This is a genomic window from Rhizobium sp. BK008, assembly GCF_014197345.1.
In the GTDB taxonomy this organism is placed as follows: Bacteria; Pseudomonadota; Alphaproteobacteria; order Rhizobiales; family Rhizobiaceae; genus Rhizobium; species Rhizobium anhuiense.
In genome coordinates this window covers 19,539-32,634 of sequence record NZ_JACIFK010000006.1, presented here as the reverse complement: position 1 = coordinate 32,634, position 13,096 = coordinate 19,539, and the positions used below count along the sequence as shown (strand labels likewise).

Sequence of the window (13,096 nt, the reverse complement as noted above, 5' to 3'; positions counted from 1 at the left end):
CCACCACCTTCACCGATGTCGACAGCACCGAGACGCTGGCCTATACGGCAACGGCTGCCGATGGCACGGCGCTGCCCGCCTGGTTGGCCTTCAACGCCACGACGCGGACCTTCTCCGGCACGCCGACGACAGCAGGCACCTACGGCGTCAGAGTGACGGCGACCGATCTCGGCGGCCTCTCGACCAACGAGACCTTCAACATCGCCGCATCGGCGGCGCCAACGACCTACAGCCTGTTCAACGCTTCCAGCACGCCGACCCAGACCAACCTCAACGATGGTCAGCAGCTCGAGCTCGGCGTCAAGTTCCAGTCGAACGTCGCCGGGGATGTCACGGGCATCAAGTTCTATCGCAGCGCCAACGACAACGGCCAGAACGTCGTCGACCTGTGGACCACGACCGGCACCAGGCTTGCCACCGCCACCTTCAGCAACACCACGGCGAGCGGCTGGCAGACGGTGAACTTCACGACGCCCGTCACCATTACCGCAAACACCAACTATATTGCGTCCTATCACACCACCGGCGCTTACGTGGCAACTGATGGCTTCTTCGCGAATGCGGTCACCAATGGTCCATTGACGGCCCAATCAAGTGCCGTCGCCGGGGGCAACGGTGTCTATGCGTATGGCGGATCCGCCACCGCAGGTCTCTTCCCGACCGACACCTACAATTCAGCGAATTACTATGCCGACGTTGTCTTCCGACCACAGCTCGTCGCGTGAAAAAAAGGACACGGTTACGGACCGGTTTCGAATGAGGCTCATACGCAAATGCTGGTCGCGGCGAAGTGCGCTTCGACCGCCCGCATTCAAGGAATGCCGATGAACAGGATCGAGCGGCTCCCGGTAACCGTGCTGGCCGGCTTCCTCGGCGCTGGTAAGACGACGCTTCTTAGCCACGTCCTGAATAATCGTCAGGGCCTGCGGGTCGCTGTCATTGTCAACGATATGAGCGAAGTGAACATAGACGCCAGTCTCATTCGAGACGGCGGCTGCAACCTGTCGCATACGACGGAGACATTGATCGAGCTCAGCAATGGTTGCATATGCTGCACCCTGCGCAACGACCTGCTGACGGAAGTACGGCGACTGGCAGAAGAGCGGCGATACGACTATCTGTTGATCGAAGGCACCGGCATTGCCGAGCCATGCCCTATCGCGGCAACCTTTTCCTTCCGTGACGAGAACGGCGTCTCCCTCGCAGATTTTGCCAGCCTCGACACAATGGTCACCGTGGTCGACGCTGCAAACCTGTTAGCCGACTACAGCAGTGCCGATCTGCTTGCCGACCGCGGCCTGCAGCGCGACGGCGAGGACCGGCGCACACTCATCGACCTGCTGGTGGATCAGATCGAGTTTGCGGATGTTGTCGTGATCAACAAGATCTCGGACGCGACCGAAGAGATCCGCGCGGAAGTCCGCAAGATAGTTGCTGCGCTCAACCCGGATGCGCGCCAGGTGGAGACGGATTTCGGCAAGGTTTCTCTTGCAACCATCCTCAGTACGGGCCTCTTCGATGAAGCAAAAGCCGCCGCCCACCCGTTGTGGCACAAGGAACTGTACAGCCCGGGCGACCATGTCCCGGAGACGGAAGAATACGGGGTATCGAGTTTTGTCTATCGCACGCGGCGTCCCTTCGACCCCAGGCGGTTTCGAGCATTCCTGGACGAGCCCTGGCCGGGGGTAATCCGCGCCAAAGGTCATTTCTGGCTTGCCACACGCCCGCGTCATGTGGGCCTGATGTCGGCGGCCGGGGTGCAGCGGCGCTGCGAGCCGATGGGGCTCTGGTGGGCGGCCGTGCCCCGGCAGGATTGGCCGAGCCATCAGCAGTTTCGTCAGCATATCGAAAGCCGGTGGGACAGCGCTTGGGGCGACCGTCGGCAGGAGCTCGTATTCATCGGTGTTGATATGGACGAGACAGGTGTGCGGACCGCATTGGACGGATGCCTCGCCAGCGCCGATCCGCGCGACTGGGCCGCCCTCGAAGATCCGTTTCCGGCCTGGTAGCACGGGCGCTCGAGTTAAAAACCGGCTCGACCAGCCGGACCGGCCCAGAATGCCTTTTCAACCAGCGTCAGCCACTTGGAAGTAGCCCGGCTGGTATGCGTTGAGGGTCATCATATGGGCGTAGGGGATACCTCCCTCATACCCCAGATTGCTGTCGTACATTCCCTTGGCAAAGGTGCCAGAATGAAGCTCTTGCTATGGCGGCCGAAGGGCGGGCCGATGCGGAAGGGGACGCCGCTGATGCGGAGAATTCATGTCAGTAATCGTGAGTATTTGAGTACATTTGGTGGAGCGTTGAGTATCTGTCGTGCACCCTCAACCTGGAGCGCAGTGCTGGGAACCGCGACGGTTGTATCTTCCACGAGTACCGATGGTTCCCTAAGCTTTGCCAGTAACGGCAGCTTCGCCAATCTCGACGGCGCCGCCCTCCCGTCCTCCTTCACCGGTCCGTCTTCCTTTACCGGCAATATCATGCAGCCTGCCGCGCTGATCTCATCGGGCGGCGTGCAAACTGCCTCGATACCACCGACGGCGATGCCCGCGCCTGCAGGCGAAGGCGGCGCGCAGGACACCTCTGCCAAGACGGCGTCGGTTGCGACGGTGTTGCAGACGACGACGTCATCCGAACGCACCGTGCTCGGCCCGGACCCGTATGAGGAGGCTGCGACACTGCCTGCCGCTCCGGCGCTGACGGGTGTTACCGGCGATGCCGATACCGGCAGCGCCAAGACGGCGGCGCCGGCCGGTTCTTCCAGCAGTGTCGGCACGACTTCATTGCGCCTTCAGGCCTCGATAGCATCCATCTCGGTGGAGCCGAGCCAGGACGTTTCTGCTGAGACGACCGCCGCCGCGACGGCATTGGCGACGCCAGCGACGGCAACTTCGGCGGCAGCGACTCCGGCAGCGTCGGTCGCGACGGTAACGCCCAACAAGATCGCGCTCGAAAACCTGAAGCAGGGCAACCCGATCAGCGAGTGGGGTCTTGAAGGCGACGGCGGCGGCACCATCCAGGGCTTCGCCACCGAAATCAGCACAAATATCGGCCAGACGGTCGATTTCAAGATCGCCACCGATTCCACCCATTACCGCATCGATATCTACCGCATGGGCTATTATGGCGGGGCCGGCGCACGCAAGGTCGACTCGATCGAGAAATCGCTGACAACGGCGCAGATCCAGCCGCATCCGATCGTCGACATGTCGCTCGGCCTTATCGATTGCGGCAACTGGTCGGTTTCGGCGAGCTGGCAGATTCCGACGGACGCGGTCTCCGGCGTCTACTTTGCCAAGCTGGTGCGCGAAGACGGCACCGAGGATGCAAGCATCATCCCCTTCGTCGTGCGCGACGACGCCTCGACCAGCAATATCGTCTTCCAGACGTCCGACACGACATGGCAGGCCTATAATGCCTGGGGCGGCGCCAGCCTCTACTACGGCGAAGTGCCCGTCGACCCGGCAGACATGATCGGCTACCTGCCGCCGAACTGCAGCTGCGGGCTGACGGCGATCGGTCGGGCCTCGGCGGTCAGCTATAACCGGCCGATCATCACCAATACGAGCCCGATCGGCGGCTCGCACGACTACATCTTCGGCGTCGAATCCTCCGCCATCTCGTGGCTGGAGCAGAACGGCTACGACGTTTCCTATATTTCCGGCGTCGATGCGGCGCGCAACGGCACGCTGCTGCTCAACCATGATGCATATCTCTCCGTCGGGCATGACGAATACTGGTCTGCCGAACAGCGCGCCAATGTCGAGGCGGCGCGCGATGCCGGCGTCAACCTCGCCTTCTGGAGCGGCAACGAGTGCTACTGGAAGGTCCGCTGGGAAAGCAGCATCGACGGCAGCGGTCAGGCCTACCGCACCATGGTTTGCTACAAGGAAACCTGGGGCACGAGCACGGATCCGAGCAATGTCGGCACCGGCACCTGGCGCGATCCGCGTTATGCCGATCCGGGGCAGCAGCCGGAGAATGCGCTGACGGGCACGATGTTCCAGGTGGACAGCTACCGCCAGGATACGATCTCCATTCCCTACGACTATTCGAACCTGCGCTTCTGGCGCAATACCGATGTCTCCCAGCTGAATGAAGGCGAAACCTACAATCTGGTGCAGAACCTGCTCGGCTATGAGTGGGATTCCGATGTCGAGAACGGCTTCCGTCCGGATGGCCTCATCAACCTGTCGCTCTCTTCCATCGCGGTGAGCACCTATCTGCGCGATTACGGCACCACGGTCGGCGATGCGGTGGCGACCCATAGCCTAACCATGTACCGGGCAGAAAGCGGCGCGCTGGTCTTCGGCGCCGGCACCGTCTTCTGGTCCTGGGGGCTGAGTGACAACCACCAAGGCCCGGCCACGTCAACCGATCGCAACGTGCAGCAGGCGATGGTCAACATGTTCGCGGACATGGGCATTCAGCCGACGACGCTGGATGCGAGCCTGATCCTTGCGACACAGTCGACCGACACGCTGAAGCCAACCTCGTCGATCAGCTCGCCGATCATAGGCGCAAGCTTCGTCGAAGGGCAGCGCGTGACGATCACAGGCACGGCCCAGGATTTCGGCGGCGGCATCATCGCCGGCGTCGAAGTCTCCACCGATGGCGGCCAGCACTGGTTCAAGGCGTCAGGCCGCGAGAGCTGGAGCTATAACTGGGTCGTCCAGGCGAGCGGCACCTATACGATCATGTCGCGCGCCGTCGACGACAGCGTCAATATGGAGGCGCCGTCTGCCGGCAAGCAGGTCACCGTCACGCTGCCGGGCACGCAGGGCCTATGGACGCTTGCGGAAAAGCCCGCGGTCGAAATGGCGATCGATCGCGATTCCGTCGAGCTCGGCCTGCGCTTCCAGGCGACGACGGCAGGCTACGTGGAAGGCATCCGCTTCTACAAGGGCTTCTACAATATCGGCGACCATGTCGTCAGCCTCTGGAGCGCCAACGGAACGCTGCTGGCATCAGGCGTGTCGGTGGGCGAACCGCTTTCCGGCTGGCAGACGGTGATGTTCTCCAGCCCGATCCAGATTGCCGCCGGCACGACCTATGTGGCCTCCTATCACACCAACGGCTTCTACTCCGCCACCGAGAATTATTTCGCCAGCCCCTATGCCAGCGGCGCGCTGAAGGCCGTCGATGGCGGCGGCGTCTATGCCTATGGCGACAATGCCGGCACATTCCCCGGCCAGAGCCCCGGTACCGGCACCAACTATTGGGTCGACGTGGTCTTCGATGCCGGCCCCAACAACGCGCCGGTTGCGACCGACGACGCGGGGTTGGCCATCACCCGCAACGACAGCCTCGTCGTCTCGATCGCCTCGCTCATCGGAAACGATACGGATCCCAATGGCGATGCGATGACGATTTCGGCCGTCGGCAATGCCGTCAACGGTACGGTGACGCTCAATAAGCAGAACGGCACCGTCATCTTCACGCCGAGCAACAATTATTCGGGGCCGGCAAGCTTCACCTATACGCTGTCGGACGGGCGCGGCGGCACGGATCAGGGCAACGTCAGCCTCACCGTAAACCAGGGCCCTGCCGGGGAAACGCTATTTAAATCAAGCGAAGGGCCGACGGGCGCAAGCTTCAACGAAGGTCAGTCGCTCGAACTCGGGATGAGGTTCGTCGCTTCGTCCAGCGGCATGATTACCGGCATCCGCTACTACAAGGCTGCCGGCGATACCGGCGCCCATACCGGCTCCCTCTGGACGGCCGACGGCACCCTGGTCGCGACCGTCAGCTTCGCCGACAGCGGATCGGCGAGCGGCTGGCAGACCGCGACATTCACCAACCCGGTGCATATCGCGGCCGGCGCGACCTATGTCGCCTCCTACCACACGACAGGCTCCTATGTGGCGACATCAGATTATTTCACGTCAGCCCATACCAACGGTGCGCTGACGGCGCTCGCCGGCAGTAACGGCGTCTTCGGCAATGGCACGGGTTTCCCGACCTCCAGCTACCAGTCGTCGAACTACTGGGTGGATGTCGTCTACAACCAGACAAGCAATACGGTGCCGTTCGCCGCCAATGACAATGGCTACACGACCTATTCCAACACGGCGCTGTCGATTGCCGCAGCCAGCCTGCTTGCAAACGACAGCGATGGCGATGGCGACCCGCTCAGCATCACCGGCGTCAATGCTGCGGTCAACGGAACGGTGACCTTCAATAGCCAGACCAAGTCCGTCATTTTCACCCCGACGGCGGGTTATACGGGTGCGGCGAGCTTCTCCTATTCGATCGCGGATGGATATGGCGGCATAGCGTCGGCCACCGTCAGCCTCACTGTCGGCACGCCGCCCGGGGGAGGAACGACGTCAAGCCTGTTCACCGGCGCCGACACCTCGGGTGTTGCCGCCGCCAATGACGCCAACTCGGTCGAACTCGGCGTCAAGTTCATCGCTTCCGCCAGCGGCCAAATCACCGGGCTCACCTATTACAGGAGCGCCCAGGATACCGGCACGCATGTCGGCTCGCTCTGGACGGCCAGCGGCCAGGTTCTGGCCCAGGCCACCTTCATCAGCGAGACGGCGAGCGGCTGGCAGACGGTTTACTTCACCCAGCCGATCAATGTTACGGCCGGCGCCACCTATGTGGCGAGCTACCATTCGAACGGCTTCTATTCCGCAACGGCGAACTACTTCACGACGGACCATACGAACGGCGCGCTGACGGCCCCGTCGAGTGCGGCGAGTGGCGGCAACGGCCTTTATGCCTATGGCTCGGGCAGCCTGTTTCCGACCGCTTCCTACAATGCGAGCAATTACTGGGTCGACGTGCTCTATCAACAGGGCGGCGCGCAGAATGCGATTCCGTTCGCCGCCAATGACAGCGGCTTGTCGACCAATACCGGCACGCCGATCACCATCCAGGCCTCAGTGCTCCTGGCAAACGACACCGATGCCGATGGTGATCCGCTTGTCATCACCGGCGTCAGCGGCGCGGTCAACGGCTCGGTCGCCTATGACGCCCAGGCCAAGACGGTGACTTTCACCCCGACGGCAGGCTATTCGGGACCGGCAAGCTTCAGCTACGCAATTGCAGACGGCAAGGGCGGCACGGCGTCGGCGCAGGTTGCGCTCACCATCAACGGCGGCCAGACGGGAGGGCCGGAGCAGAACCTCTTTGCCGCCGATGCGACGCCTTCGATCGTCTCCGTCAACGACAACCAGCCGGTTAATCTCGGCATGAAATTCCAGGCGGATACGGCGGGCTGGGTTACCGGCATCCGCTTCTACAAGGGGGCAGACAATACAGGCCCGCACAACGGCTATCTCTGGACCGCCTCGGGCACATTGCTCGGCAGCGTCAGCTTCGGCAACGAAACGGCAAGCGGCTGGCAGACCGCCACGCTCACCCAGCAGGTCGAGGTCGCCGCGGATACGACCTATGTCGTTTCCTATAGCACCAACGGCAATTATTCGGCGACCGGCAATTACTTCAGCGCCGATGTGACGAACGGCGATTTGAGGGCGCTCAGCGGCAACAACGGCGTCTATGCCTATGGGGCGAGCGGCTTGTTCCCAAGTGCCAGCTATAACAGCACAAACTACTATGTGGACGTAGCGTTCAGACCGCAGCTCGCGGCGTAGAAGAAGCGAGCGGGGAGTATCGATGACGAGTGCAGACAACAGACTTCCGGTCACGGTCCTTGCCGGCTTTCTCGGCGCCGGCAAGACGACGATCCTCAACCATGTCCTGCGCAATCGCGAGGGGCGTCGGGTCGCCGTCATCGTCAACGACATGAGCGAGGTGAATATCGACGCCGATCTCGTGCGCGACGGGGGAGCGAACCTGTCGCGGACGGACGAGACGCTGGTGGAGCTCACCAATGGCTGCATCTGCTGCACATTGCGCGACGATCTCTTAAGCGAAGTGCGCCGGCTGGCCGCCGCCGGCCGCTTCGATTATCTGCTGATCGAGGGCACGGGCATTGCCGAGCCGCTGCCGGTCGCAGCCACCTTCTCCTTCCGCGACGAGAGCGGGGCAGCCCTCTGCGACGTCGCGCGGCTCGACACGATGGTTTCCGTCGTCGATGCGGTCAATCTTCTGGTCGATTATGCGAGCGCGGAGTTCCTGAGCGATCGCGGCGAGAGCCGGGACGGAGACGACGAGCGCAAGCTGGTGGAACTGCTCGTCGAGCAGATCGAATTCGCCGATGTCGTGGTCATCAACAAGGCGCAGGATGTGCCGCCTGCAGCGCTTGCCGAGGTTCGCCGCATCGTTGCCGCACTCAACCCCGATGCCCGCGTCATCGAGACCGGCTTCGGCCGGCTGAAGCTCGACGCCATCTTGAATACCGGCCTCTTCAGCGAAGCGAGAGCTGCCCGCCATCCGCTCTGGCACAAGGAACTCTTCGGTTGGGGCGAGCATGTGCCGGAGACCGAGGAATACGGCATTTCGAGCTTCGTCTATCGCAGCCGCCGGCCGTTCGATCCCTCCAGGCTGAGCGATTTCCTCGACAGAAAATGGCCGGGCCTCATCCGGGCGAAGGGCCATTTCTGGCTGGCGACAAGGCCCGACGAGATCGGCCTGCTGTCGATTGCCGGCACGCAGTGCCGCATCGACACCAAGGGTTTCTGGTGGGCCTCCGTGCCGAAGGCGCAATGGCCGCGCTTTCAGCAGTTCCGCCAACTCATCGACCGGCATTGGGACGCGATCTGGGGCGACCGCCGCCAGGAACTGGTTTTCATCGGCGCCGGCTTCGACGAAGACGCAATCCGCACCGCGCTCGACGACTGCCTGACCGGTGAGGAGACAGGCTTCGATCCGCAGACCGCCGCCCGGCTACGGGACCCGTTTCCGGCCTGGCAGCACGCCCATTCAAATAGTTAGAGCATCCCAATGGACGTAAGCCGCCCAAAGAGGAAGACGTTTTGATTATCAACCGGAGGAGAGAACAATGAGCAACGAACTTTATGCAGATGGCATCGGCGAAATCACCATCACCGGAACGATCGTGCGGATCGACCTGATGTCGCTCTCGGCCACCGAGCGTGACGCCAACAACAATCCGAAGCCGGTTTTCCGCCAGCGCATCATCATGCCGGTCGATGCCTTCGCCAATGCGGTCGATCTCATGCAGAAGGCGCTTGGCGGGTTGGTCGAAGCTGGTGCGGTCCGTCGCATCGGCGATATGTCGGCGGCGGCTGCCGATATCCAGTCGGTGCAGGCAGGCGCTTCGAACGCTTCGCCGAACTTCAACTGATAAAACAAATATTGCCTCGGTCTCGTATTGTTTCAGGTGGGCCATGACTGGTTTTCTGCATACCAACCTGCATTGTCTTGCGCTGGTCGCGCGTCATCACGGCGTCGACCTTGCTCCTGAACGGTTGCAGCACGATTATGCCGTCGGCAACGATCCTGTTGCCTTGCGGCAGCTGCTGCGCATGGCCAAGGATGCCGGCCTCAGGGCAAAGCATCTGACGCTCGACTGGCGATCCCTGTTCCAACTTGGCGAGGCGTTCCCGGTGCTCGCTGAGCTGACGAACGGCAACTGGGTGGTCATCGCCGGCGCTGTCGGGAGCGGGGAGGACGAGAGAATCCGTGTTCTCGACCCGCTGGCATCACGCGCCGAAGTGATGATGCTCAGCGAAGAGCAGTTCGCCAAGGCCTGGCTCGGATCGGTGATCCTGCTGAAGCGCAACTATCGCATGTCCGATGAGGACCGGCCCTTCGGCTTCCGCTGGTTCGTCCCCGAGATCATCAAGCAGCGCAGCTTCTTCCGCGATGTCGCGCTCGCCGCCTTCGTGCTCTACGGGCTGGGGCTGACGACGCCGATCTTCTTTCAGCTCGTCATCGACAAGGTGCTGGTGCATCAGAGCTATGCGACGCTGACGGTTCTCACGGCGGGCATTGCGATCGCGCTCGTCTTCGACGCGACCTTCACTTTTCTGCGTCGCTATTTGTTGCTCTATGCGACGAACAGGATCGACATCCGCGTCGCGACCCGCACCTTCGGCCATCTGCTCAACCTGCCGATCGCGCTCTTCGAACAGGCCTCCGCCGGCGTTCTCGTCAAGCATATGCAGCAGACGGGGCGCATTCGCGAATTCCTGACCGGCCGGCTGTTTCTCACACTCCTGGACGGCGTTTCGCTTCTGGTCTTCGTGCCGATCCTGCTTCTCTACAGCGTCAAGCTGACGCTCGTCGTGCTCGGTTTCGCAGCCCTCGTCGGGCTGGTGGTGATGATGCTCGTCGGGCCGTTCCAGCGCCGGTTGCAGGCGCTCTATCAAGCCGAAGGCGACCGCCAGGCATTGCTGGTGGAGACCGTGCACGGCATGCGCACCGTCAAATCCCTGGCGCTGGAACCGCGCCAGCGCAAGGTGTGGGACGATTATTCGGCCCAGTCGATCTCCGTGCGTTTCCGGGTCGACAAGATCTCGACCATCGCCCAGGCGATGACCGGACTGCTGGAGAAGCTGATGAGCGTCGCGATCATCGGCCTCGGCGCGCTCGATGTCTTCAGTGGCGCGATGACGATCGGCGCGCTGGTCGCCTTCAATATGCTCGCCGGCCGGGTCTCGGGACCACTGGTGCAGATCGTCACCATGGTGCACGAATATCAGGAAGTCGCGCTCTCCGTGCGCATGCTCGGCGAGATCATGAACCAGCGGCCGGAGCAGGCGGGCCGCGGGCGAGGTGTTCGGCCGAATCTACAGGGCCGCATCGAATTCGACAGGGTCACCTTCCGCTACGGCCCGGATAGCGCGCCGGCGCTCGACAATGTCTCCTTCGCCATTCCGGCGGGCTGCTTGTTCGGGGTGGTCGGCAAAAGCGGCTCGGGCAAGACGACGATCACAAGGCTGATCCAGGGGCTCTATCAGAGCCAGGAAGGCCTCGTGCGCATGGATGGCTATGACAGCCGCGAGATCGACCTCGTGCATCTGAGAACGAGCATCGGCGTCGTGCTGCAGGATAGTTTCCTGTTCCGCGGCTCGGTGCGCGAGAATATTGCCGCCGCCAAGCCCGATGCCAGCATCGAGGAGATCATGGAAGTTGCCCGTATCGCCGGCGCCGAGGAGTTCATCGAGCGCCTGCCGCGCGGCTTTGACACGATGCTGGAGGAAAACGCCTCCAATCTGTCAGGCGGCCAGAAGCAGCGGCTTGCCATTGCCCGGGCGCTGATCACCGATCCGAAGCTGTTGATCTTCGACGAGGCGACGAGCGCCCTCGACCCCGACAGCGAGGCGATCATCCGCGAGAATCTGAGCCGCATCGCCGCCGGCCGCACCGTCATCATCGTCTCGCACCGGCTTTCGACGCTCGTCGATGCCGATGCCATTCTCGTCATCGAGCGTGGCAAGGTCGCCGATATCGGCCGGCACGATCAGCTTGTATCGCGCTGCATGACCTATCGCCACCTGTGGGCCCAGCAGATGAGGCAGGTCGCATGAACGCGCACAGCAGAAAACCCAGCGAGAACCTGCCGGTCCCTTCGGGCAAGGGGCCATCAGACAAGGAGCCGGAGAAGGGCAGGGAACTCATCGCCCGCCCACCGCTGCCACCGGCAATTGCCGAGTTCCAGTCCGATGCCGTCGAGCTCGAAGAACGCGCGCCGCCGCGCGTTGCCCGCATGACGCTGTATTGCGTGACAGCACTACTTGCCGCAGCGATCACCTGGGCCTCGGTCTCCTCCATCGACGAGGTGGTGATTGCGCCCGGCAAGCTCGTCACCACACAGCCCACTATCGTCGTCCAGCCGCTCGAAACCTCGATCATCCGCACGATCGACGTCAAGGTCGGCGAGGTGGTGCATGCCGGCCAAACGCTGGCGACGCTCGACGCCACCTTCAGCCAGGCCGATGTTGGCCAACTGAGGGCGAAGTTTTCCGCTCTCGACGCCCAGGTGAAGCGCCTGGAGGCCGAGCTTACCGGCGAGGACTATTCGAAGATCGCCGGCAACACGCAGGATGAGCAGCTGCAGCTGCAGCTCTTCGCCCAGCGGCGGGCCTTCTACACGGCGCAGCTGCAGAATTTCGAACAGCAGATCGCCGGCCAATCGTCCGCACTTGCGGCAAACCGCAATCAGGAGGCCGTGCTCAACGACCGGCGCGACAACCTCTCGCAGATCGAGGCCACGCGAAAGAAGCTCTATGATAAGGAAAGCGGTTCGCTGCTCACCATGCTCGGCTCGCGCGACGCTCGCCTCGATGTGGAGGCCGATATCACCGCGGTGCGCGGCAAGGCCGAGGAGGCGGTCCACGTCTACGCGAAACTGAGCGCCGACCGCCAGGCCTTCATCGAGGATTTCCGCCGCGCCGCGATGGAGCAGCTGGTGGACCTGCGCGGCCAGCGTGACATGACCGGCGAAGAGCTGAAGAAGATGGAGCTGCGCCGTAACATGGTGGCGCTGACTGCACCCGCCGATGCCGTCGTGCTCGATCTTGCCCAGCGCTCGGTCGGTTCCGTCGTGCGCGAGGCCGAGCCGGTGGTGACGCTGGTGCCGATCAACGTGCCGCTCGAAGCAGAAGTCTCGATCAACACCCGCGACATCGGCCGCGTGGTCGTCGGCAAGGAAGCCCGCGTCAAGCTCGACGCCTATCCCTTCCAGAAATACGGCACGGCAACAGGCGAAGTGCGAACGATCAGCGAGGACACTTTCCTCACCGGCCAACCGGAACAGACCGCCACCCCGAGCCAGCCGTCCGCCCCCTTCTTCAAGGCGCGCATCCTGCTTGCCGATACCCGGTTGAATGCCACAGATGTGCCGGTGCGGCTGCTTCCCGGCATGACTGTGACCACGGAAATCAAGGTCGGCAACCGCACGGTGATCTCCTATTTCCTGTATCCGCTGCTGCGTGGCCTCGACAACGCAATACGCGAACCGTAGGGCGCCACAGCTCAGTTCGCCCCGAACGAGCTTTTAGGCAGATAGTTCTGTCGTTCCCTAAATCATTGTTATTCCACATAGGGTTCAAATCCCTTCAAAGGGTCGCTGCAGATTTTTCAAATTGAACAAAATGTCAAATTGACAGTATGTGTAATTTATGAATGTATAGAGTTGAAAGCGGATCATGGCCGTTAGCTAGTTTCCACTTGGCGTTGAAGAAAGAGCGATGTCGTCCTGGGAGCTTGGAGCCGC

The 13,096-nt window shown here is 62.4% G+C and carries 7 protein-coding genes; all 7 read left to right on the top strand.

Annotated features, from left to right (window positions below; all coding sequences use genetic code 11):
• Positions 1-725: DUF4082 domain-containing protein (locus FHT69_RS34325; RefSeq protein ID WP_246780749.1), on the top strand; the 725-nt coding region annotated here is incomplete at its 5' end.
• 99 nt (positions 726-824) lie between these two features.
• Positions 825-2,009, top strand: a complete 1,185-nt coding sequence (locus FHT69_RS22490; protein ID WP_028757508.1) for a GTP-binding protein — start codon at positions 825-827, stop codon at positions 2,007-2,009.
• 183 nt (positions 2,010-2,192) lie between these two features.
• On the top strand, positions 2,193-7,604 hold the full coding sequence (locus tag FHT69_RS22485; RefSeq protein WP_183905981.1) for a DUF4082 domain-containing protein: 5,412 nt from the start codon (positions 2,193-2,195) through the stop codon (positions 7,602-7,604).
• A gap of 22 nt (positions 7,605-7,626) precedes the next feature.
• Positions 7,627-8,847 carry a GTP-binding protein gene (locus FHT69_RS22480; protein WP_063474718.1) on the top strand — a complete coding sequence of 407 codons (1,221 nt, stop codon included), beginning with the start codon at positions 7,627-7,629 and terminating at the stop codon, positions 8,845-8,847.
• 67 nt (positions 8,848-8,914) lie between these two features.
• Complete coding sequence (locus FHT69_RS22475; RefSeq protein WP_047613895.1) at positions 8,915-9,220, top strand: hypothetical protein; 306 nt, start codon at positions 8,915-8,917, stop codon at positions 9,218-9,220.
• A 43-nt stretch (positions 9,221-9,263) separates the two neighbouring features.
• Positions 9,264-11,408, top strand: a complete 2,145-nt coding sequence (locus tag FHT69_RS22470; RefSeq protein WP_047613893.1) for a peptidase domain-containing ABC transporter — start codon at positions 9,264-9,266, stop codon at positions 11,406-11,408.
• Positions 11,405-12,844 carry an HlyD family type I secretion periplasmic adaptor subunit gene (locus tag FHT69_RS22465; RefSeq protein WP_183905980.1) on the top strand — a complete coding sequence of 480 codons (1,440 nt, stop codon included), beginning with the start codon at positions 11,405-11,407 and terminating at the stop codon, positions 12,842-12,844. Before FHT69_RS22470 ends, FHT69_RS22465 begins: the two co-directional genes overlap by 4 nt.
• The last annotated feature ends 252 nt before the right edge of the window (positions 12,845-13,096 follow it).

Bases quoted from the DNA above. Each gene is read 5' to 3' on its own strand.
- FHT69_RS22490 (WP_028757508.1), top strand. From the start codon at position 825: ATGAACAGGATCGAGCGGCTCCCGGTAACCGTGCTGGCCGGCTTCCTC.
- FHT69_RS22470 (WP_047613893.1), top strand. From the start codon at position 9,264: ATGACTGGTTTTCTGCATACCAACCTGCATTGTCTTGCGCTGGTCGCG.
- FHT69_RS22475 (WP_047613895.1), top strand. From the start codon at position 8,915: ATGAGCAACGAACTTTATGCAGATGGCATCGGCGAAATCACCATCACC.
- FHT69_RS22465 (WP_183905980.1), top strand. From the start codon at position 11,405: ATGAACGCGCACAGCAGAAAACCCAGCGAGAACCTGCCGGTCCCTTCG.
- FHT69_RS22480 (WP_063474718.1), top strand. From the start codon at position 7,627: ATGACGAGTGCAGACAACAGACTTCCGGTCACGGTCCTTGCCGGCTTT.
- FHT69_RS22485 (WP_183905981.1), top strand. From the start codon at position 2,193: ATGAAGCTCTTGCTATGGCGGCCGAAGGGCGGGCCGATGCGGAAGGGG.